Consider the following 24207-nt stretch of genomic DNA (forward strand, 5'->3'; position numbering starts at 1 on the left):
AAAATAAGCTTAAACTGGGGACGTTAGTGGGACGGTCATTACGATCGTCCCTTTCAATCGTAAAAATTCAGATTACTGATTTTTACCACCGACTATTGGGCTTGGTGAGCTGTCCAAAATACGCCAATTATTTTTATAAGGAGTGTTGATTGTGTCCCAACCAAGTACCGTCACTTTAAAAACCAAACTGGCAATCTTATCCGTTGGTTTACTCTCATTTGTCGGGATTCTCGTGGAAACATCGATGAATGTGACGTTCCCCACGCTGATTAAAACAATGGGGGTTTCACTAGATACCGTCCAGTGGCTGACGACCGGTTACCTATTACTGACAACCATTGTCATGAGTACCACGGCCTATGTTCTAAAGCGGTTTAACCCCAAGCCCTTATTCTTATTTGCCGCCCTCGTGTGTCTGCTTGGGGGCATTCTTTGTTGGTTAGCGCCGAATTTCTCCGTATTATTAACTGGCCGCCTTTTACAGGCCGTAGCCACTGGGATTTCGATTCCACTGATGTTCCAGTTGATTTTCACTTACGTCCCTCGCAATCAACTAGGAACTTATACCGGTTTAGCTAGTGTCATCGTGTCTCTAGCCCCGGCTCTCGGACCAACTTATGGCGGGATTTTAACTAGCGTCTGGTCATGGCGGGCAATTTTCGTTGGTATCGTACCGTTATTGGCATTACTGGCAATCTTAGGGGCGTTCAACATTTCGGGGAAGGCCTTAGGTGTTGGCGATAAAAAATTCGACTATCTGGGCGCAATCCTTTTAGCCATCACCTTCACTAGTCTGTTGTTCACGTTTAACAACGCGGGAACTCACGGCTGGCTGTCGCCGAACTTCGGCCTCTGGTGTCTGTGGAGCATCGTGATGATTGGTGCAATGGTGACGTACGCCATCAAGGGGCGTCGCCAACTGATTGATTATTCAATTCTCAAATTGCCAATCTTGCGACTTCGGCTATTTAATTACTTTGGTTTACAATTCATTAATATCGGGTTATCGTTCGTCCTGCCACTTTTCGCCCAAACCGTCCTTGGGGCTTCGGCCATGACGGCGGGGCTCATGATGCTTCCCGGCGCAATCGTCGGCGCCATCACTGGGCCAATCGCCGGTCGAATTTACGATAAACAAGGCCCAACGACCTTATTAACATTTAGTGCCATCATGGCGAGCGCCGCCTTACTATTATTCTGGCTGACAACCGATTATTTCACAGTCATCATCATGGCTGTCATTTACGCGCTACTACGCGTCGGCTTTAATACTGGTTTTGGGACTGCGATTTCGGATGGTAGCACCCGCGTCCCTCTGCCTCAAAAATCCGATCAAAACTCGATGTTCAGTATGATGCAACAATACGCCGGTTCAATCGGGACCAGTATTATGTCCGCTGTAATTGCCGGCTATGAAATTCATCATTCCACCGTAACTGGAACGATTATGGGGAGCAAGTTGGATTTCTTGCTATTATTCGTGTTGGCGATCGCCATTTTGGTTAGTGTTTTGCATGTTAAACGACTTGAAGCAGGGCAAAACTAGGATTGACTGGTAGCAACGTTAGTCTTGCAAGTGGATTGATTGCTGCATTTTTGGAGATTAATTCTTTAATACTTTGAAACTATACCAAAAAGGCCCGGGTTAGCGTACCCGAGCCTTTCTTGTACCATATAAAAAACCATTTACCAACTAACGCCTAACTTCACTAATACCAACCGCACAACATTTTCGTTTTGGCAGTTACCTTTTTAACACCTGAACAACTCCGAATGCAGCAATCGACTATTATTTTCTAGATAGGTTATTCTAGTCATTCAGCAAATCGTCAAACTTAGGCTTAGCCACTGGCAAGACATTAGCACCGATTTTAATACTTTCAGATAACAACCGGAAAAAGTCAGCTGTCATAATTGTTTCATGACAAAGTAACTAGCACAACGCGTATTGGATAAATACATAAAGCTGACTGCATAGTCGGCTTTATACCGTTGCGGGCAAATTATTACGGTTTTAGTGAACTTGCATAAAATAGTTTGGACCAGGTACTGGATTGTCAGCCTCAAAGTAAAGAAGACCATGGAAGGCGGCGTGGTAAGGACCGCCACTTGGAGTTGCTGTAAAATACTGTGCCACAGTGCTTAGATCAGGACGATCAGTAATGTACCCTGTAAAAGCACCCTTTTTTTCTGAAAAGCTAACGTTCTTAGCGTTTCCAGTTACACCACCCATATATCTGCCATAGCGTATTCTTGAACCAGAAAATTTATTTACTTGGCAAGATTGCCCTTTACCCAATCGCTTGACGGCTGTTGGTTGTTTCGGGCCCCGGTCTTCGATAACTGGTTCTTGAGATGATGCATCAAATAGCGGAACCTGATTGCCATCTTTGTCATAAATCACGTTTTGTTCAGTTGTAACGCTTTGCTCTGTAAAAGTACTCGAGTTGGCATTTACAACATGGAAAAAAATTGACACAATCAGCCCTACAGCCGATAACGATAGTGCACGTAACACAGTTAAACTACCCCTTTTCATAATACGTTCCCCAATTTTTACCGGTATTATACTTTGTCCTTATATGATAGCATAGGATAATCATATGTCATCTATTTTTTCAGATATTTAGCTTTAAAATATTGATGAATTTTATCCATCGACACCATTTTTATGTATGATAAAAGGACATATTGCGCCATGCTGCAACCAAGCTGATCACAACCAATTGAAAGCATGTGTCCAATATGTCCCAAGATAATTCTACTAAATTACTGATATGATTATTCAAGAACGATTACATATCGCTCAGATCAATATTTCTAGCATTGGTGAATGAATCACCATAACGTCAAAGTGTATTGAAAGTGGATTGATTGCTGCATTTTTGGAGATTAATTATTTAAATGCTTTAAATCTACATCGAAAAGGCTCAGGTTTTCTTTGACCTGGGCCTTTTTGCGTACTCTAGCGTCAGTAAACACACTATTAAGCAGATTACTATCTCAATGCTTTCTAAAATAGAGTTTCCATATTATGATGCTATAATTGAAAACTAGTGACATTACAAAATAAATAATGGAAATACCCAAAACATTAGCACAGTATTCTGTAAACCAATATTTGTATTGTGTGAGAAGATCATATCCACCATGTAAAACAAAAAAATAAATAACTGATATTCCAAAAACAATCATGCTTTGTTTGAAACTTGATTTAAAAACAGCCATCATATCCTACTCCCATCTATTGAAACCGGTTTCGTTTTGTCTTATTATACATACGCAATTCAAAAATGTACACTACCGGAATAAGGAGGAAGTCCAATGAATTATACCAGTCAAGCTAACATTCACAAATTTACTTTGATCATTATTTTATTGAGCAGTATCCTAATATCTACTACCATAACTTTGAAAATTTCTGCCAATACGACGTCATCGTCACAACAAGCCATAGATTGTATCGCTCAAGAATTAGCAGATGTATCAAATAGCATTCGGTATGATCCCCAGACTGGATTAGCAACAAACTTAGATGTGAACGCTTTAGTATCAAAATACGGTTCCAATAACCAGAACCAATTGCAGCATATCAACGAGATAATGAAATATGAATACAAGCGAAATTTGCAATTCAACCAAGGCAAGCTAAATAGTATTCAAACTAGAAGTTTTTGGTCCTGTATGAAAAATCAATTATTGGACATGATTGGCTACCAAACTTTCCAAGCATTATTACGCGGAGGCATTCAAGGATTAATCCAAAGAAAGGCGTGGAAGGCAGCGGCTAAATTACTAATCAGATACCTTGGAGATAGCATCGGAGTCGGGTTTATCGCCGCACAATTGGCCTGGTACGCGATTAGATGTGCCTAGTTATTCATTAGTTGCGCTCACTCGTAGAAAAAAGTAATGTCTTCGAATTATGGTATCAGTAAAATTAAAATTTAACCCTTTTCGAGAAAAAAACCGCGCCCCCAAGACGCGGTTTTTCGTCTTGGAAGCGCGATAATATGATTACCAGTAATTACTTACCAGCTTTCATCTGAATTTCAGCCTCGGCTGGAACTTGCATATCGTGTTGCTTGAGGAAGACCATGGAAGCCCACAGTAATCCCAGCGACACAATCGTAATTCCTGCTAAGACAACGATTGATGACCAGAAAATACCACTACCCCAACCACCAGTTAAGGCTTGCCGGAACGCTTGAATCGAGTACGTTAATGGCAAGTATGGGTGAATAACGTTGAAGAACTTGTTGGTAATTTCCATCGGGAAGGTCCCACCAGAACCACCAAGTTGTAGCATCAAGATAACCATTGCGACGAACCGTCCTGGGTTATCGAATAGCATCGATAAGAACATGACTAGGAACATTGACGCTAAGGCAATCATGATTGCCGTCAAGTAGTATTCAGGTACACTGATTGGTTTCAAACCAGCAACTAATAACACTGTCGCTTCGATGACCGCCATCGCAAGTGCTACGGGACCACCAACGGCAACTTTACTCCAGAACCATTGTGTTGGCGTGCCGTCGTCATCCGCAATCCGTCGAATTGGATAAGCGAAGTTGAAGACGATTGCCCCAACATACAAGGCCAGTGACAAGACGTAAGGTGCTAACGCATGACCATAGTTTGGCACGTGCGTGTAGTCTTTATAGGACGTCTTAGTTGGCGCCGCCATCATTTTCGCATTCGCGTTCTTTAATGGTGTCGCGTTAACTTGATCAGCACCTTCTTGTAAGGAAGTCGCGAGTGTCTTGTTACCGTTCTTGATCTGCTTTGTCCCGGATAGGAGTTTGGCAGAGTTGTTGTCAAGCTGGGTGGCCCCGTCATTTAATTGACTGACACCACTCGTTAATTGACCGGTACTACCTTGTAAGGTTTGTAAACCACTGTTTAGTTGACCGGCACCGGTGTCAAGTTGTTGGATACCACTTACTAGGACTGGTACTTGACCGTTTAACGTTACTAAACCATTTGTGACCTTACTTGAACCGGCAAAGAGTTGTTGAACACCACTAGCCAGAACTGGCACTTGTCCATTAAGGTTAACTAAACCAGTTGTTACCTTGCCAGAGCCAACTTGCAACTGTTGGACACCACTGACTAACTCAGGGACTTTGCCATTCATAGTTACCAACCCAGTCGTAATTTTGTTAGAACCAACTAGTAATTGACTAACTCCCCCTTGTGCTGTGTTAATACCATTAGTGAGGGTTTGAGAACCAGTACTCAATTTATTTATACCGGTAATCATTGCGGGAACACTGCCGTTGACTGTCTTCAATCCACCCGTGACCGTTTGGGAACCACTAAACAACTGCTCGACACCTGAAACCAATGTTGGAATTCCACCATTCAGTTGCGCAGCACCAGTCGCCAGTTGTGTGGTACCTTGGTTCAGATCATTTGAATTAGCATTCAATTGCTGACTACCATTACTCAATTGGCCTATTGCGCCAGTAATTTCTGGAACCGCGCCATTAAGTGTGGTGAGTCCAGTACTCAAATTATTAGCACCTTTATTAAGCAGAGCTGACTGTGAAGCCAATTTACTTGTACCTGTTGATAACGACTCAATCCCACTAACTAATCCAGGGACTTTCATATTTAATTCTGTCAATCCATTGCTTAAACCATCAGTCCCACTTTGCAGCTTCTTCAGCCCAGTGGTTAATTGTTCTGAGCCACTGGCAAGTTGACTAATTCCTGAAGTCGTGGAACTAATGTCTGAAATAATGGTATTCATCCCAGCTTCAATCTTTCCGTACTCGGTTACTAAGTCAGCATTAGAATTACTTGTTGCCGAGGTGTTCTCCGCAACTAATGACTCTACCTTTGATAGGATGCTCTGCAAATTTTGAACTTGTTGCGCATTAGTAGTAGTCGTCGTGCTTTGTCCAACATCTTTTAGACTTTCCTTAATTGCCGCAACCTGGGTATCAGTTAAATTCTGTGACGACTTTAAACCATCTATTTTACTATTGATTTGTGACGTAATATCAGCTTGCGTTGGCGACTTGGAAGTACTTAAAGCATCCACGTTACTTGATAAGGATTTTAACGCGGTATTTAAAGCATCGTTATTATTACTACTCTTCGTGTTAGCAGCAATTTCTTTTTGACTAGCTGCCAATGCCTGTTCAAATTGTGCCATTTCTGTCTTCAAAGTTTCGATTTTTGTCTTAGTCGCTGAATCATTTACTGCGGCTGACAATTGATCCAGTCCATCAGAAATTTTCGCACTATTTGTTTGTAAATCGCTAACACCGGCATTGACTGTTTGCGCACCGGTTGTTAAATCGTTAACAGAACTGCTCAAATTAGTAGTATTTGATTTCAATAGGCTGGCACCATCATTGGCGGTACCAACACCCGCTGTATAATCTGCAACTCCGCTAGCCAATTCTGTTGAGCCATCAGAAAGTTGCGAAACACTACTAGACAATTTTCCAGTTTGACCATCTAATTTAGTTAAACCAGTCGTCAGCTGATAAACACCATCAGTATATGTGGCAACTCCGACTTTGACCTTTTGGGATCCATCTGCTAACTGTCCCGTTGCATTACTGATTGTCCCGGTTTTGTCATTCAAATTCTTTAGTCCAGTCGTGACCTTGCCTGAACCATCTGTCAACAAATTAACAGCACCAGCTAATGTCCCGGCTTTATTGCCTAATGTTAACAATCCTTCGGTAATCGACTGCGATCCAATCTGCATTGTCGGTAATTTTGAGTCAAGTTGTTGTAGACCATTAGAAACTTGAGCTGAGCCGTTTGTCAATTGACTGACACCACTCACCATTGGGACGACTTTTCCTTGCAACGTAGTCAGCCCAGTTGTGACTTGACTGGAACCATCTTTCAACTGACTGACGCCACTAGCCAACGCACCAGTCTTACCATTCAACGTTCCAAGCCCACTAGTAACCTGCCCGGAACCATCTGATAACTGACTAACACCACTGGCTAACGCCCCGGTCTTACTATTCAACGTATCCAGACCGGTCTTCAACGCACTACCACCATCAGCAAGCTTAGCAATCCCAGCAGGTAATTGCTGCACTTTCGTATTCAGCTCAGTCGTCCCGTTCTTCAACGTATGAACACCCGTCGTATACGTCGTCAAGCCATCCTGCAGTTCGACGCCACCATCTTTAAGCTTGGTAGCCCCATCGGCGGCTTTTTGATAGCCTTTACCGGCAGTCCGAATCTGCTTGAAAATTGCTAATGCGTAGGCCTTAGTGACTTGCGCCCGAATACTCTTATTAACTCGTGAAACACCAGTATCGGTAATGACTTTAGCAATATAATTCAACGATTCGTTCGTCTCATAATGCAAGTTCATCTTTTTCGGATTGGTATCCGTCATCGTTGTGGCATTTTTTGAGAAATTGCTAGGAATCGTGACGACCGTGTAATATTTCCGGTCTTTCAATCCCTGCTTGGCTTTTTTAGCCGACACAAAGTGCCAATCTAAATCGTTATTTTTCTTTAAATTCGTCACGACTTGCTTACCAACTGCAAACTTTTCGCCTTGATAGTTCACTGACTTATCTTCATTAACGACAGCCACTGGTAAGTTTTGCGTATCCCCATATGGATCCCACACCGACTTCAAGAAGAAGATGCTGTATAAAAACGGGATCAAAATCATGACTGAAACTGAAATCCATAGTATTTTGCTATGACGAATTGACCGCCATTCGTCGCGTATCATTTTCACAACCTGAAACCTTCCTTCAAATAATTAAACTGTGTGTTGCTCAAGTGAAAACACCGTCGCAAGCGTCCCCTGAATCATCGCCTGCGTGCTGGCCGCCTGACCATCACGATGACCGTTATTGAGCCACTGGACAATACTTGTGACGACCCCACTGACTAAGTACGCCGTCAAATCGGGATGCTGCGACTGGCGAATCATCGCAAAAACCCGATCATCCGCTCCCGTCTCGGCGACCGTGACAAAACAGTCATTGATCACTTGTTGAGAACGGGTATTGTCACCCTCATTGTTCGTCACTAATAAATGTCGTAAAACTTGCGTGTGCGCCCCGATAAACGTCGACATAATTGCCGAACCAACCGTATCAGTTCGCTCAGCAGCCAATAGTTCATCTAACGTGTGCATCACCATCTGCCTGAGCAAATCAAATTTATCCGTATAATAACGATAAAAACTACTGCGATGTATAAATGCTTGCTTACAGATCTGCTCAACCGTAATTTGTGAGATTGAACGTTGCTCCAACAATTGGTACATCGCCCGCTGTAAATCCAGCTCCGTACGAATTGAAATTACCATCACCCCGTTTTTAAATTCTTATATTCGAATAGAAGAATATAGTTACCATAAAAACACCGCTGCATCCCCGTGCAACGATTGCTGGTGTTCATGCAGTTTAGTGCAAGTACGGTTTCAATTCCAAGTCCGCCTTAAGCGTGTGAATCAAATGCTCAACTTGCGTTAGTGGCGCGTCAAACGTCACCCGATAATAGTTACGGGTCCCCTGATGTTCAACTGCGACAAAGTGTCGTTCCTTTAACGTCTTCAATTGATGCGAAACGGCCGGTTGCGAAATATGCATCCGTTCAGTTAATTCACCAACAGTCATGCCCTGCGCGTGTTGCGAAAGTTCAATCATGATTTGTTGACGCCGTTCATCGGCTAAGACTTCAAAGATCGGAATTGTTTCTCGAAATTCTTGCAGTGCTTCTTCACTACTGACCATGCGATTAGCCTCCTATATTCTTATATTCTAATGTTCGAATGTATCAATGATAAAGCTTTTTGAATCCGTTTGCAACACCTAAATACACTTTGTCGATAAACGCGACAAATTATTATTTTTGTCGCATTTGACGCAAAAAAAGACGCCTGACCACGCAGTCAGACGTCTCCAAGGGTAATTAGTACTAGCAATCAAAACGATTGATAGCAACGTCCGGTTGGGAGCCGGAGCCGTTGTATGGAAAATCATAGGTGTTTGGGAAGGCCCCATGATCTAAGACATCGCGTTACTTGTTAATAATGACAGAAACATCAGCAAATTAACGGCGGTTAAGTAACTCGAATAACTACAGTATAATCGCTCAGTGAAACTTTGCTAGTCCTACTTTGAACCTTTTGTCGTAAAACAGGACATTTAGATTAAATTGTTGTATGAAACAACGACGTTTAACAGCCGACCGTGCCCATTATGCTGAACTAGATGACTGTCTTGCCGCTTAATTCAACGCCTTCTTCACATATTTGTAAGCATACTTAACCAACTCGCGCTCGACTTGCTTACTAGTGGTCGTCGATTGAGACGAGCGACTCGTATTCTGACTACTGCTGACTTTATCAGCCCCAGCAACCTGCATCGTCGAATCCGCTTTCCCGCGACCAGTAGCATAGTCGAAACTAACGCCAGGTTCAACGTTCCAAATATAGACATTGAAATTGACACTGCCATCGGTTGAAACTGCTTGCGACCAGTAACCACGAGGCATCAATTCGTTGCCACGGAAAACCGTCGTCACACGATAAATGACTTTTTTACCTTGTTCTAACGCCGTGCGCACCTGATCTTCATAAATCTGCATCGTTTTTTGATTCGAGTAGGCCGTCTGAGTTGCCAAGTTTTTCGGGTTATCTAAGCTACCATCTTCACCAGCGCGATACTGCCCATTAGACGTCAAGTTAAAGGATAACGTGTAAGCAATCAAGTGCCCGCGATTTTGCGGATAGACCCGCTTACCATTAACGGTAATCGGTTGATTATGCCAGCCAGTTGGGCTCCACGTTTGCGCCGTCCGTCCTTCAGACCGTCCTAAATTGGCCTTACTCAAATAAGCCGTGTCCGTGGTTGTCCGATTCAATGAATCTAAATTACCGTAATCAATCTTAGAATTTTTCCACTGACTCGCTGCCAGCGTACTCTTACCGCTATTAACTTTGATGGCCGCAGCACTGCCCGATTGATAAGTCATTTTTGCCAGTTGTTTGTAAGTTTGTTGCGTATTACCAGTCGCACTGGTCGTTTGATTACGACTGGATTCAGACTGCTGACTAGTCGTCGAACTCGTTGTATCCGTACCAGACGTTAACAAGCTACAACCACCCAACAGTAAGCTCAAACTCAAGAGACCCGCTATGCCAACGCGTCGCATTAATTTCACCATGATTCTCTTCCACCCCGTCTTTTTAAGTACGGTTCTATCATACCGTACTTTCACAAGGGGAACAAACGTTTTCTTTTAATCTTTTTGTACTTGCCAGTCATTCCTTAGAACCCCATACTTAATCGAGTCATAATACTGCCCTTGCCAATAACGAACTTGTGGAATCCGGGCCTCCTGCTTTAATCCCACGGCTTCCGCTAACCGCATCATCCGCGTATTCCCCGACCACGTTGTCAATCCAATGTGCGGCAAAGTCGTCTCCTCTTGGAATAAGTGGGTCAACCATTTAGTCAACGCGGTGCGCCCAATATGCTCACCCCAATGCTCCTGATCATAGATAATGATGCCTACCTCTAACCAGCGTTTGAGGGAACCATCCACAAAGTGCCAATTAACACTGCCGACAATCACACCATCCCGTGTGATGACCCAGTTACGCGGTCGAATCAGCCAATCACGGGGGCCAATAATTGTCTCAAAGTCTGTTTGAGTCGGTAGTTGGTCATGAAAATACGGTCCATTCCAGCGCGTCCACTCCGCATCTAGATCACTAAAACCTAGTTGCCATAGCGTTGTTAATTCTGCGCGCTGAAGCGGTCGAATTGTAATTGTTGCCGTCATTTGATCACGCCCTCTCAATTCATAGGTCTACTATATCGAAAACCCGCCCTAACAACAATCACATTCGTGGACATATAAACTTACATTAAACGGCCCCTTTCCCAGCGGACCGAAGCTGGCCATCCTTGACTTTAGCTCACTTAGGGACAACAACAGCCTAAAAAACCACCATTCTGGCTGAAAGAATGGTGATCATAAGTCTTAAGCGTGTGTTGCAAGCTGTCGCAACAATTTTAGTATAGCTGCTGAAACGCGTTTCAGGTCAAGCACTAAGTTGGCGCCAGGTTGCTTTGGTCAGTAAGTACCGCATGACGTGGATCACTTCACCTTTATCACTGGTAAACGTGTGCAGTTCTCCAGCCGCTTGCATGCCCATCTTAGCCATCACTCGGCCAGAATTAGGGTTGGCACTCGCATAGTGAGCCTCGATGGTCTCATAGTTCAGCGTTTCAAACCCATAATGCATCAAACAATTGCCGGCTTCCGCAACATAACCGTGCCCCCACGCAGCTGGGCTTAAAGCGTACGTCAATTCACCAGTCGCACCACTACCATGAAACTCATAAAACCCAATTAGTTGATGATCACGGCGACGTTCAATGCCAAAAACAGTGGTCGTGTCTGCCAAAAAGTGCGTCGTAAACAGTTGCTCGAACGTGGCCGGACTCTGAACCCGTCGGTAACGTAAATAAGCGACAACCTGCGGATCAAAAATCATGTCCGCTAACGCATCATGATCCGCCGCTGTCATTGGTCGTAATATCAACCGTTCCGTTTCAAACTGAGTCAAATTGCCATCTCCAAATTATTATTGATTCGTTAATTATAATAATCTACTGGCAAATGTAAATTATTTCGTTCCACTCTCAATGATTTGGCAAAGTTACCTGTGCCAGCATCGCAGTTCCTACCGCTTCAAATCGGGGGTCAGTAATCTGATTAACGTACGTAAATATCCCAGTACTACATTGTAACAGTAACCACTGTGTCACTAATGGTGGTATTTGTAAGTCTGTCCCATAACCAGCCCAAAAAGCTTGAATCAACGTTGAAGATTGTTGAAGATCTTCAAAAAAGAATTTCAAACAGTCCTCGAGGGCGTACCCGTGACGGGATCGTTCAAAATCAATCAGAACAAGCTGACCATGATGGTAGCGAAAATTACGAGTACCCATGTCCCCATGCAGTGTCATGACTGGTTGCGGTGCTAGTGCGGTTTTAATCATCGTCCGGTGGTCGAGAAAGTATGGTAATAAGGACACCAGCGCGTCGTAATGGGGACTAGTCTTTAACCGCTCGACCCGGGCGACCATCCCATCGAAATCCAGAACCGGCATCAGGTCTGCGGTTGTTGGAAGTTGAATTGCGTGGTGAAACCTGGAGACTACCTGACCCATTTGGTAAACGAGCGCTGGAGTCAAAGTTGTCGGTACAGGAGTTAGTTGCCAATCTCGCAACACCAACACCCACTCGCGACTTGCTAATTGAAAACTGGCTAAGACCCGGTCTGTGAGTTGCGCTGTCACTTGCTGCTCAGTTCTAAATTTACGTTCGCAATCCGGACTGAAAACTTTAACAAAAACTACGGTATCATAGCGGCGACTATAGCCGGTATACATCTCATTAAATGAAACATGCGCAATCGGAATCAAGTCTGCCTGTAATAACCGTGTTAACGTTTTATGTAGCGTTCTCATTTCGTCCTCCTAAATCCAATTCCCACAAATTTTAACCACAATAAAAGGGCCGGTAACCAACCGTCCCTTTCTCTGATCGACTTGCAAACCCCAAGCTTGCCATTGTGTATGTGCCTCGTCATGGACCCAGCCCATCCCGAGAGGTATAAATGCTTGTCAAACGTTATGATTCAGCTAATTGAGCTACTTATCACTATCAATAATTGCTTATTAACAATGTCCTGACAAAGTAAATCGATCCGGCTCCCAACCTAAATCCGCTGACAAAGCGTATGTATTGCTCCATAACTCTGCCTTTAGTATAGCGAGCCAGCATTGCGTTTAGATAACACGAAGATTACAAAAATGTTACAACTGGTCTAAACCAACTAAAAGTTAGCCTAGTATTGCTTAATCGTCTCTGATTACGGACACCCAGTTTATCTTTAACGAACAAAGTCGTCCACTACGGCCTTAACAGTCGGTCTTTATTGAGCTAAAAGCCGTTGATTGACATGTGCTTGAATAACTTGTCGCCGGGAACCGGTCAAGAAATAAATCGTTATGCCAACAAAAATAATGACAGTAGCACCGATTGTTTGCCATTCGAACGCATTCGGCTTAACCATCGTCTGGCTACCCGATGCCATCATGCTCAAAATATCAATGGCGGCATGGATCACCATCGGTAACAAGATACTACCTGAGTACAGGTACGTCGAGGCTAAAAACCAGCCTAGCGTCGCTGCAAAAATGATTTGCTCAACCGTGGCTGACAAGGGTTGGCCCGCAAAAACGTTTGTAATATGCCACATTCCAAATAGGCCACCGCTTAGCCACACTGCCCAGTCGAGCTGGTGACGCCGATGCCGAAAAGCTTGTAATAACAAGGTCAAAACGGCAAAACGATACAACCATTCCTCCGCGATTCCCGGTTCTAACCCACTCAAAAACATTTTCCAAGTCGCTGACCGTAGCTGGAAGTCCCAATGTGTGAACGTCGTCGCCCACGAACCACCCGCACTAAAAGCATTCCATAAACTAAAAGCCGTCCCCACCACGATCAGCCCAACCACTAAACTAGTTTGAGCCTGACGATTAAACCGCCACGATGGGCCCGTTAATCCCCATCCCCACAGTAAGACCCCAACAGCAATCACAAAGCCTAGGGCGCCTAAAATACCAGTATCACTGACCATCTCGAACACTGATGGTGCTTGCAGATTCGGTAAAATCAGAAAAGTCTGCTGCGCACTGACGACGCCACTAAAAATAGCCGTAATTAAGACCGCAATCCGGCCAATCACAGATTCGATCGGTTTAGTGACCACCACTACCACCGGCACGAATGCGACCATTAAATAAGCCATCCCCACAGCAATCAGTCCCTGTTCGTCTAACCATGACAGCTGACTTAACCAAGCCACGAGGTTCGCCAGTAAAATCGGCAAGAGTGTGAACTGCAGCACTGTTTGGACGTAATAATTAACATGTCGCAAACGCCACCACTGTGCTTGATCCTCCTCGGCAGCTGGCCACCAAGCTAACAGTCCCCATATCAGCAACTGCATACCACCAACTGGGAAAAACACACCACCATCAAACGTAAATAGTTGAATAAAGGCCGCACCAAATAACACGATGAGCTGCCCCATGTACCAGCGTCGTAATAATTGTTCGGTTTCCGGCGTCATAAAAAAATCCCCCAATCTGATATGCATTAATCATACCAGATTGAGGGACGCTCACACGTGATTTTGTTTAGATTTCTCGGATTCCACGACTAACTAGTAAAGATCTTGCACCCGGCCCTGTGTTGCTTCATGGGCCAAGTATTCATCATAAGTCGTATCACCACGATCAACAACGCCTTTCGCACTCACTTCGACAATGTGGTCGGCAATCGTTTGAATAAATTCATGGTCATGAGAAGTAAAGACGATGGCGCCTTTAAAATCAATCAGACTATCATTCAGTGCGGTAATGGATTCCAAGTCCAAATGGTTGGTCGGATCATCTAATAATAAGACGTTAGCCCGACTAAGCATCATCTTTGATAACATTCCCCGTACTTTTTCACCACCAGATAGCACATTCACTGGTCGTTCAACATCGCTACCAGAGAACAACATTTTACCCAGGAAACCTCGCAAGAAAGTATTGTCACTTTCTTCTTTCGATGCAAACTGGCGTAGCCAATCAATAATTGGCAATTCACTACCCGCGTATTCTTCATTAATATCTTTAGGCAAATAAGTCCGCGAAGTCGTTTGTCCCCAGGTCACCGTGCCACTATCTGGTTCCATCGACCCAGCAATAATTTGCATCAGCGTTGTCGTTGCCAAGTCGTTGCGGCTGATCAACGCCGTTTTTTCATTAGGACGGAGCGTAAAGCTAATATTATCAAGAATCTTAACGCCTTCAATCGACTTGGAAACGTTCTCGACCTTCACAAGGTCATTACCGATTTCACGATCTGGCGTGAACTTAATGAACGGATATTTACGTGATGATGGTTTGATATCATCCAACGTAATTTTTTCCAATTGTTTCTTCCGTGAAGTGGCTTGCTTAGATTTCGAAGCATTGGCACTGAATCGCGCCACGAATTCTTGCAACTCTTTAATTTGGTCAGCTTTCTTGGCATTGGCATTCGCTTGCAATTTGGCCGCTAACTGGCTAGATTCCATCCAAAAATCATAATTTCCAACAAATAGTGTGATCTTGCCAAAGTCGACATCACACATGTGGGTACAAACTTGATTTAGAAAATGCCGGTCATGAGAAACGACGATGACAGTCTTTTCGTAACCAGCCAAAAAGTCTTCCAACCAGCTAATTGATTGGACGTCCAACCCGTTCGTCGGTTCATCCAGTAATAGCACGTCGGGGCTTCCAAATAGCGCTTGACCTAATAAGACTTTCACCTTTTGCGGTTCAGTCAACTCGCTCATCTTCATGTGTTGCATCGATTCATCGATACCAAGGTTTTGTAACAACTGATCCGCTTCCGACTCCGCGTTCCAGCCATCCATTTCGGCAAATTCGCCTTCTAATTCAGCGGCCCGAATCCCATCTTCATCGCTAAAATCAGGCTTGGCATACAGCGCATCTTTTTCAATCATGATTTCATACAACTTTTCGTGACCACGAATAACAGTTGCTAACACTTCTTCATCTTCGAAAGCAAAGTGATTTTGATTCAAGCTAGACATCCGCTCGTTAGGCCCCATCGAGACCGTCCCAGTAGTCGGTTGTAATTTACCTTCCAAAATTTTTAAGAACGTCGACTTACCAGCACCATTGGCACCAATAACGCCGTAGCAGTTTCCCGGCGTGAATTTCAAATTGACATCTTCATAAAGCTTACGTGTTGAAAACTGCATACTAACATTATTTACGGTGAGCATTCCATTACCTCTTCTTTTTTAAAGTGAAATTGTCCGATAGAAAAGAGGTCGGAATTAAACAAACCTTCCAGACCTCTGTGTCGTTAATTATATAATCTTAATTTTAGCATGCTTTCAGCTCGTTTGGCAATCAAAACCATACGTGATTTTCTGAAAGCATCTCATTATTTTCATAAACAATCTAAATTAACCCCACCCGTAAACACCAGTTTTAACCGTGTCTAGTGACTCAACAAACCGGCTTGCGCGACCAAAGCCCCGCCTGACGATCATCACGCACACCAAGTAACTCAAGTTAGCAAAATACTGGTCTCACAAAGTTAACTCAAAATATGTTGTTCAATATAATCCAATACACCATTGTCCACATTGGTACCTGTCACCGCTGTCGCATTGGCTTGGACGTTTTCAGGCGCGTTTTGCATGGCAACCGCATGGGTCGCATAGTGAAACATCTCAAGATCATTGGTGCCGTCGCCAAAGACTAACATCTCATCCGGCAGAATACCCAACTGTTCACCAAGCTGTTTGAGGGCGCGGCCTTTGTGCATTCCCGGCTGAATCAAGTCCATACTGCCCTGACCACCTGAAGCGGGTACGGCAATGCCAGCGAGCTTAGGGGTAAGTTCATATACTAACTGGTCCGTCATTGCCGCGGGACAAATAACGTCGAACTTCACAACCGGATCAGTAACTGTGGTTAAATCCGCACATGTCTCTAATTGGTAATAGTAGTCACGCATATTAGCTACAAACTGCGGGTTCGCGTGCGCCAACACATGGACCGTTTGGGTGCCACACAATGCCACTTGTAATTCAGGATACGGTGCCAGGGCCGCCAATACTTGCTGAGTCGCTTGGGGACTGAACGTCGCGGCTTTGAGTCCCGCTTCTCGTTGCCACAGTTCCGCGCCGTTACCACCAATCAACCACATCTCAGGGTAAGCACTAAAGGTCGTGGCTAGTTCCGCCGCTTGGTGACCACTGGCAATCACAAACTGAATACCGCGCCGCTGTAGCGCTGCATAGTCGTTGGCAAACCGCTCCTGGTCATAATCACCATGATCATTTAAAAACGTCCCATCCATATCCGTTGCTATTAATTTAATCGTCATTACTAATCATCCATTTCATGTAAGCCTTTTCTACCCCTTAGCCTACCGATTATGCCCGCAAAGTACAAGTCTTTTCTGATACTTTGTTAGAAGGCACCACCACCGGAGCCACCGCCAAAGCCACCAGAACTACCGCCGGAGAAGCCTCCTGAACCACCCGACGCCGAACTAGCGCTTCCAGAGGCATCTAAGGCGCCACTAAAACTATCGTTGATTGCACCGGACAAATCGAAGTCCAGCCCACCATTGGCATAGAAGAGTGGGTAATACACGAGCATCCCCGTAGCCAATGCTTCCGTACCAAAATCAATCGCCAATTGCTTAGTCACTTGATTGGTTAGTCCAAAAGCCGCGGCGTATGGCAAGATTTGTTCCCACAAAATCAAATCACCGACTTGGGCCGTATTAAAGTGCCCAATATCCTTAAGCATGCGGCGTAGTCCATTGATCTGATTACGTAATTCCAAGCCTGCGTCAGTATTGATGGCAATCCGCCGCCGTTGAATTATCCAGCCAATCCAGAAAGCCACCGCGGCCACTATCGCTGGAATCACCATCAGGGTCACGACCTTCGGACTAACTAATAACCCAGCACCCGTGGCAATCATCCCCATAACACTCACGACAACTGCTGCCATCAGCCATTGATTACGAAGCCGATAATTAGTTTCGTCTTGATAGACCGCCACGTCTTGGTCTACTTCGGTCTGCCAGCGGCTAAACCATTTGCCCAGCCGACCAGCCTTATCACGCTTCCCGTATTTTTTGAGATCCGTTAACATGAACTGCCCGTCAACCGCGATTTTATCAAAACAGTGAGCCAAAAATGAGTTAGTCACTGGTTTCAATTGCGTTAACCGCACATCCGGTTTTCGGTGACCCGCAACCGTTTCAATCGTTATTTCGTGATTAGCTGCTGCTCGCAAAATTTCAGCCGTTAAAGCATCCGTATTCGGCGACCGCTGTGCCCACAATGACTCAGCAACTGCTGGTGTTACTGGTGGCACGTCAAATGAATGGTTGATGGGAATCGGTTGCTGATGTGGCTTAGCCGGATGACGAGCCAGCCACCAAAGATAGCCAATCATGACCAATAACCAACCTGCCACCGCGGCACCAAAGATAACGCGACGCAGTAATCGATTACGTCGCCGTTTTTCATTAGCTTCCTGTGCCAACTTAGCTTCTTGTTTTTGGACCGTCACTTTTCGCTTGGCAGTATTCGTCCGCGTATTCGTCGCCGTGACCGTAGTTGGAAATAGTAGGTGACTTTCAACGAATTGGTTCGCGGGATTATGTCCCAATGTCATCGTCACCCGGCCTGCCGCGCGCTCAACTTTCGTCTGACCACTCAACGGTCCGTGCGTCCAAGCTTGTAGCGCGCTCACATTCTTGGCAGGTAACTGAATCACGATTTTGACATTATTCAGTGGTACATCCCAGCCACTACCAATCACTTTCCAATTCAGTTCGGCCGTGTCTGCATAGTTCGTTACGACCCCTTTAAGCCGATACCGATAGACAACCCGTAACTTATCATCTTCTTGAACTTGCCGGTAGAGCTTGACACGCATCCGGTCAGCATTTTGGGTCAACTGATACGTGTTGTTGGCCCCCATTTCACTTGGCGCCGCCGTCACCGTGGCCCCACCATTCAGTTGCGTCGTGACCCCTTCCAACTGGGCCCCCTGAATACCTTTCAAATCTTGAACATTAAATACCCCGTGATAATCATCATCAAATTGATAAGTCATCGCTTGCGTTACATTCGCACTACCATCACGTTGAATAGCTACATTGACTTGATATTGGTCAATATCATAATCCGCAGCCGCGCGCATTGCTAAGCTAAACCACCAACAAAATCCTGCCAATAGTCCGAGCACGCTCAGCCAACTTAATCGTCGCTTCTTCGACATCTCACCATCGCCCCCTCCAATAATCGTTAGCCCTAGTTTATCATACTCACCCAGCCGTGGGGCGCGAGATACTGCCACCGCTTTCTTAGGCAAAGCCGTCCTTTTGTTGTAGCATAGAAAGTGACACGAAAGGGGTTTTAGTCATGCCACAAACCACGTTACCGACTCACATTCAAGTGCGAGGCGCACACGTCAATAATTTAAAAAATATCGATATCGACATTCCACTCAACGAATTTGTTGCGATTACTGGTCGCAGTGGGTCCGGTAAGTCATCACTCGCAATGGGCGTCCTGTACGCTGAGGGGGCCCGCCGCTACTTAAACGCCCTGTCAACCTTTACCCGCCGCCGAATCAATCAGGTCGGCAAAGCCAGTGTTGATTCAGTACAATACTTACCATCCGCATTAGCGCTACGCCAACGCCCCCAGGTTCCCGGCGTCCGTTCAACCGTCGGCACCATGTCTGAAAGCTTAAATATCTTAAGGCTAGCCTTCTCACGACTCAGCTCAGCAGTTTGCCCCAATGGTCACCGCATGCTACCAACGCTCGATGTGGCTGAAAATGATGGTTACGTCACCTGTCCGACTTGTGGCGCCAAATTCAGAGCGCCCGGCGCCGAAGATTTCGCCTTCAATTCAGGTGGGGCCTGTCCGACTTGCGGTGGCCTAGGCCAAGTTCGCCAAATTGACCCGGCACTCATTATTGCGGATGAAAATCAAACTATCGAAGAAGGGGCCGTTGCTTCTTGGCACCTGCCTGGACGTAACTTTATGCCGATCGTTGCACGCGAAATTGGAATTCCCATCGATATTCCGTATAAAAACCTTAGTGAAGCCGATAAAACACGCGTATTGCATGGTCCTAAGCAAACCGTTGCCATCAACATTCCAAGCGCTAAGGGTAAAATCTTTCACATGGACAACGCTGTCTACGAGAACGCCTTTGCCGCCGTTGAAGATAGTATGGCGACGACCAAAAATGAACGGGCAATTACTCGGCTGAATCGCTTTTACAAGTTTGATACTTGTCCAGATTGTCACGGATCACGCTTCAATCCTCAGTTGTTTAACTACGAATTAAATGGTCAAAATATTGCGACGGTTAGTGATATGACTGTCGCCGCCTTGCATGATTTTGCGACCACGATTGTCCCGTGGCTACCTACTAAGATGCATCATCTTGGACAATCCCTTGTTGATGAATTGCTACTCAGCCTGCAACCCATGGAAGAACTTGGACTCGACTACCTCACACTCAGTCGTCCCGGCGCGACCCTGTCAACTGGTGAATTACAACGCATTCAGCTCGGACGCACTTTGCGCAGCGCCACGACTGGCGTGCTATATGTCCTTGATGAACCTTCCGTTGGGCTTCATCCAGCTAACGTGGCGGGCCTAATCAAAGCTTTCCGTGGGCTAGTCGCCCAAGGAAACTCCGTCGTGGTGGTTGACCACGACACTAGTATTATCAGTGCAGCTGATGATGTTATTGAGATTGGTCCGGGGGCTGGTAAGCACGGCGGTACCGTTGTCGGACAAGGCACTGTCGCAGCCATCAAGCGGGACAAAAAGTCCTTAATTGCGCCATTTCTCACCGGTACTGCCACGCTGCGTGAACGCCCCGTATTAACCGACGATGCACTCTGGAAAAAGGGGGCCCTTGCTATTGAGGTGGCTCATCACTTTAACATCCAAGACATTACGGCGCGCATTCCCAAAAACCGTTTCACGACCGTCACGGGTATGAGCGGCGCTGGTAAAACGACTCTGGTACTAGATAGTTTGATTCCAGCACTGATTGCCACAGCTAAAAAGCGACCACTTCCAACCCACGTTAAGGCCTTTGACAATGGTCACATTCGGCACGTTGTTACCGTCGACTCAGTGCCCGTTGGTAAGAATGTACGGTCAACGGTCGCCACTTATACCAACATTCTCGACCACCTACGCCAATTATTCGCCGCCACCCCAGCAGCACAAGCAAACGGTTGGACCGCTAGCCAATTTTCATATAACGTCGCTGCGGGTGCTTGCCCAACTTGTGGTGGTACGGGCCAAATCTCCTTAGATGTGCAATACCTGCCAGACATCACCGAAGTCTGCCCCCAATGCCACGGCAAACGCTACAATAAACAGACGCTGACCGTCAAATGGCATGGCTATTCGATTGCGGATATTTTAGATCTTGCGGTTGACGAGGCCCTACCAATTTTCAAAGCGCAATCCGCCATCGCTAATACACTCCAGATCCTGCATGATATGGGACTAGGTTACTTACTATTAGGTGAAAGTACGCCGGCACTCTCGGGTGGCGAAGCTCAGCGCCTGAAGCTCACCTCCCGCATTGGCAAACGCCAAACGGGAACGCTCTTTGTCTTCGATGAGCCTTCAGTCGGTTTGCACCCGCTCGACATTCAGCAACTCGTCAAAGTCTTTGACCAACTGATTCAGCAAGGGGCAACCGTCATTGCCATCGAACACGATCTCGACGTAATCGCCAACGCTGATTACGTTATCGATATGGGACCCGCGGGCGGTATCAACGGTGGTAACATTGTCGCCACCGGTACCCCATTAGCCGTTAGTCAAAATCCAACTAGTGTAACAGGGCAATATTTGAAGACGCATTTGGCCCTATTCCACGTTTAACCAATGAACTGCTGACCGACCTCATTCATCACAGCAGCCTGATCGAATATTTAATCAAAAAGCGTGTCCAACGCCCTAGCAAGTTAACTGGCTGGGGGTTAGACACGCTTTTGTTTTGCCGAGATGGCGCTAATGAAGCGGACAAAACTAACGTCCTTTTCCTTAATGCACCATTTCAGTTAGTAAGCCGTCCCAAGATGGCTTTTTGAGCACTACATTTCACTAAATCCCTTCGTAAGTCATCACAAAGCTGATAGCCACATCCTAACGCCAAATTGAAATATCAATAACAAAAGATTAGCAATTAATCACTGCCGGTGCGCCATCACTGCCCAGATCAACGCCAGCGCACTCATACCAATCACCACCGAACACGCCGCCGTCGCACCAACTAAGTTATATAATAAAACGATGCCGACGCTACCAACGGGCGCCGCCAACGTCACAATCGAACTGATGGTACCAAAGACCGTCCCTGTTAAGAGGGGGTCAATTTGTGGCATCATGATGGCGAACATCTTCGGGTCCAGTTTGCCACTCATGAAGCCCACTGCAAACATGCCCCCAAGAATCAAGATTAGTTGTGGAACGACTAGTAAAATCACATAGGTCAGCATCGGCGCTAGAATCGCTGCCAGTAACAATTGAAACAGCGAGAGCCGATCAAACCAAGTATTTTTAGTAATGCCACCCAATACGCTTCCGGTAACAAAGACCACGTTGACCATTAAAATTGCGACCGAATAGCTCACGGGCATGCGGGATGCCAAGTCAATAAACATTAAGTTCAAAATCGCATCAATACTCATCGTTGCGACGTTTAAAATCATCAGAATACCCAGATAACTGACTGCGCCCATTCTAGTCGTCGTCAGCATCACTCGCTGAATCACGGGCCAGGCCTCAATATGTCGTGGTCGTACAGCAACTTTGGGAGTCGACTGAATCGCTGAACGTCCGGCTAACAAGCAGCTAGCGGCCCCAATAAAAGTCATCGCATTCACTATTCCAGCTAACGCATAATCATGCCACTGGGCGATAATCAAGACCCCTAGTGTTTGACCCAGTGGCTCAACAAGTGTACTTACGCTCGCATTAAGCCCCATCACTTGTTGGCGATCGTCAGGCCCAATCCGGTCTTGAATAACAATTGTCAAAATACTGCCACCATATCGTCCTAGTAGATCCGAAATAAAATTAATCGCAACGACCACGTAGAAAACAACCACAGTTTGCTGAGTAATCACTTGGGCCAAGACGAGATATAACCCCGCTTGAACGACCTTAGTACCAATCAGCCAGTTAGTTTTTCGGTGCGTCTGATCAGCGAGTCGCCCCGTTAATCCCCCGAAAACATACGGCACAACTGTCACCACCGAAACGATGGCAACAAACCAATGTGGATTTGGAAAATTCTTTGCGTACGTGAGTAAAATGATATTGAACAAACTCACCCCCAGCGTCGTAAAAAAATTTGCACTAGCAATCGTTTGGAGGGTCCGATTTTTTAATAAAGTCAGCATTAACCCATCTCCCATTAAGATAATGGACTTAGCTTACTCGTCATTACCGTGGTACAATCAGCAAGTAGGTTGCATATATGCCACATTAAGGAGTGCTAGATGACAAACATCGGAGAAACTATTCATCAGATTCGATTAAGTAAGGGCTTAACTCAACAAGAAGTGTATAGCGGTATTATCTCGCGCTCATTCGCCTCACGCTTTGAGAGTGGTGCCAACGATATTGGCGCCAGTAAGCTCTTTGCAATTCTGGATAACTTAGCAATTTCAGCCGACGAGTTACGATTCATACACCAAAACTACCAGCCATCAGCATATGACCAGGCCCTTTGGACAATTCGTCACGCTTATGAAACGCTAAATTTTCCCGCCCTAGCCACTTGGATTCGCGAACATCGACACAGCCCCCACGCCTACGAACAACTCATCGCCAGTTATGCCAGCATCTTGATGCTATCCTATGACCATCGTTCAGTCGGCGTGACAACCACGACCCAGCCCGCTTTTGATCACCTGCGCCAAGCCAAGACTTGGACCCTGCAGGAACTAAAATTAGTGCCCGTTCTAATTCCAATTATTGCATCCATCGACGGTTTGGCCGCACTAACACCACTGACAACCCGTATGGCCGCCAATTGTGCCAGTTATCAAACGGCTTGGGGCGATCCCTTTCACGTCAGCAACGACTTACTCGATTTTTATGGATCACTATTTCAAACTAAATTGAACTTTCATGATTTTCAATCCGCTCAAAATCTGAAAACCAAGTTCACTGCCATCGACAGTCACCAGTTAAACTGGGATGGGCGGTTGAGCCAACAATTCTGGCTTGGCATCTGGAATCTCTACTTTGGCGACTGGCAAATTGGCAACCAATTGCTTGATGAAGTCAGCGTCTTAGAAACACATCATCACCCCCGGATTGATAATACGTTATTTGCAATTCGTAATATTCGCACTAAGCAAGCCCAGACTTATCGCCAATCGCATCAGTCTCACAAGCATCTTTGACACCGAAAGCCTGTTCTAGCCTGGCAATAAATTATGCCAGACTGGAACAGACTTTTTCTTAATCACACATACTGATTAACTGACCCAAGGCTTGCTGATAGCTAT

At 45.6% G+C, this 24207-nt stretch carries 17 protein-coding genes; 4 read left to right on the forward strand and 13 right to left on the reverse strand.

Going from position 1 to position 24207, the window contains the following annotated elements; genetic code table 11:
* The first annotated feature begins 151 nt into the window (after positions 1 to 151).
* Positions 152 to 1546, forward strand: coding sequence for an MFS transporter (locus tag ACOV1R_RS05375; protein WP_003644849.1), 1395 nt, complete (start codon positions 152 to 154; stop codon positions 1544 to 1546).
* A 468-nt stretch (positions 1547 to 2014) separates the two neighbouring features.
* On the opposite strand, the gene ACOV1R_RS05380 is transcribed toward ACOV1R_RS05375, so the two are convergent.
* The gene (locus ACOV1R_RS05380; RefSeq protein WP_003644851.1) at positions 2015 to 2518 is read right to left on the reverse strand and encodes a hypothetical protein; all 504 of its coding nucleotides are present in this window, start codon (positions 2516 to 2518) and stop codon (positions 2015 to 2017) included.
* 806 nt (positions 2519 to 3324) lie between these two features.
* Between ACOV1R_RS05380 and ACOV1R_RS05385 the strand changes: the two genes are divergently transcribed.
* A complete protein-coding gene (locus ACOV1R_RS05385) occupies positions 3325 to 3876 on the forward strand; it encodes a hypothetical protein (protein ID WP_003644852.1) in 552 nt (183 codons plus the stop codon).
* A gap of 151 nt (positions 3877 to 4027) precedes the next feature.
* Here the strand turns inward: ACOV1R_RS05385 and ACOV1R_RS05390 are convergent, their stop codons facing one another.
* The 11 genes from ACOV1R_RS05390 to ACOV1R_RS05440 all read right to left on the reverse strand — a co-directional run bounded on the left by ACOV1R_RS05390 (position 4028) and on the right by ACOV1R_RS05440 (position 18917).
* Positions 4028 to 7735 carry a YhgE/Pip domain-containing protein gene (locus ACOV1R_RS05390; protein ID WP_054519043.1) on the reverse strand — a complete coding sequence of 1236 codons (3708 nt, stop codon included), beginning with the start codon at positions 7733 to 7735 and terminating at the stop codon, positions 4028 to 4030.
* Between the two features lie 24 nt (positions 7736 to 7759).
* Complete coding sequence (locus tag ACOV1R_RS05395; protein ID WP_015825875.1) at positions 7760 to 8314, reverse strand: TetR/AcrR family transcriptional regulator; 555 nt, start codon at positions 8312 to 8314, stop codon at positions 7760 to 7762.
* 97 nt (positions 8315 to 8411) lie between these two features.
* Positions 8412 to 8741 carry an ArsR/SmtB family transcription factor gene (locus ACOV1R_RS05400; RefSeq protein ID WP_003642181.1) on the reverse strand — a complete coding sequence of 110 codons (330 nt, stop codon included), beginning with the start codon at positions 8739 to 8741 and terminating at the stop codon, positions 8412 to 8414.
* Between the two features lie 496 nt (positions 8742 to 9237).
* Positions 9238 to 10176 carry a DNA/RNA non-specific endonuclease gene (locus ACOV1R_RS05405; protein WP_054519044.1) on the reverse strand — a complete coding sequence of 313 codons (939 nt, stop codon included), beginning with the start codon at positions 10174 to 10176 and terminating at the stop codon, positions 9238 to 9240.
* A 75-nt stretch (positions 10177 to 10251) separates the two neighbouring features.
* The gene (locus ACOV1R_RS05410; RefSeq protein ID WP_015380825.1) at positions 10252 to 10797 is read right to left on the reverse strand and encodes a GNAT family N-acetyltransferase; all 546 of its coding nucleotides are present in this window, start codon (positions 10795 to 10797) and stop codon (positions 10252 to 10254) included.
* A 262-nt stretch (positions 10798 to 11059) separates the two neighbouring features.
* Positions 11060 to 11587 carry a GNAT family N-acetyltransferase gene (locus ACOV1R_RS05415; protein WP_015380826.1) on the reverse strand — a complete coding sequence of 176 codons (528 nt, stop codon included), beginning with the start codon at positions 11585 to 11587 and terminating at the stop codon, positions 11060 to 11062.
* A 76-nt stretch (positions 11588 to 11663) separates the two neighbouring features.
* Positions 11664 to 12494 (reverse strand): phosphotransferase, encoded by an 831-nt coding sequence (locus ACOV1R_RS05420; RefSeq protein ID WP_021357427.1) that lies wholly within the window; start codon positions 12492 to 12494, stop codon positions 11664 to 11666.
* A 467-nt stretch (positions 12495 to 12961) separates the two neighbouring features.
* On the reverse strand, positions 12962 to 14167 hold the full coding sequence (locus ACOV1R_RS05425; RefSeq protein WP_027822403.1) for a CPBP family intramembrane glutamic endopeptidase: 1206 nt from the start codon (positions 14165 to 14167) through the stop codon (positions 12962 to 12964).
* Between the two features lie 93 nt (positions 14168 to 14260).
* Entirely contained in the window at positions 14261 to 15883 is a 1623-nt protein-coding gene (locus ACOV1R_RS05430) for an ABC-F family ATP-binding cassette domain-containing protein (protein WP_015380830.1), read from the reverse strand.
* Positions 15884 to 16203: 320 nt separating this feature from the next.
* The gene (locus ACOV1R_RS05435; RefSeq protein WP_015380831.1) at positions 16204 to 16998 is read right to left on the reverse strand and encodes a Cof-type HAD-IIB family hydrolase; all 795 of its coding nucleotides are present in this window, start codon (positions 16996 to 16998) and stop codon (positions 16204 to 16206) included.
* Positions 16999 to 17084: 86 nt separating this feature from the next.
* Positions 17085 to 18917, reverse strand: coding sequence for a DUF2207 domain-containing protein (locus tag ACOV1R_RS05440; protein ID WP_043992896.1), 1833 nt, complete (start codon positions 18915 to 18917; stop codon positions 17085 to 17087).
* Between the two features lie 143 nt (positions 18918 to 19060).
* Here ACOV1R_RS05440 and ACOV1R_RS05445 point away from each other — a divergent pair, with 143 nt between their 5' ends.
* Positions 19061 to 21568: an excinuclease ABC subunit UvrA gene (locus ACOV1R_RS05445; RefSeq protein ID WP_015380833.1), complete on the forward strand. Its 2508-nt coding sequence runs from the start codon at positions 19061 to 19063 to the stop codon at positions 21566 to 21568.
* Positions 21569 to 21876: 308 nt separating this feature from the next.
* Here ACOV1R_RS05445 and ACOV1R_RS05450 read toward each other — a convergent pair whose 3' ends face one another.
* Positions 21877 to 23091 carry an MFS transporter gene (locus tag ACOV1R_RS05450; protein WP_021357428.1) on the reverse strand — a complete coding sequence of 405 codons (1215 nt, stop codon included), beginning with the start codon at positions 23089 to 23091 and terminating at the stop codon, positions 21877 to 21879.
* A gap of 99 nt (positions 23092 to 23190) precedes the next feature.
* Here ACOV1R_RS05450 and ACOV1R_RS05455 point away from each other — a divergent pair, with 99 nt between their 5' ends.
* Entirely contained in the window at positions 23191 to 24102 is a 912-nt protein-coding gene (locus tag ACOV1R_RS05455) for a helix-turn-helix domain-containing protein (RefSeq protein WP_015380835.1), read from the forward strand.
* Positions 24103 to 24207: the final 105 nt, after the last annotated feature.

Source organism: Lactiplantibacillus sp. YT640, assembly GCF_049745435.1.
GTDB classification, from domain to species: Bacteria; Bacillota; Bacilli; order Lactobacillales; family Lactobacillaceae; genus Lactiplantibacillus; species Lactiplantibacillus plantarum.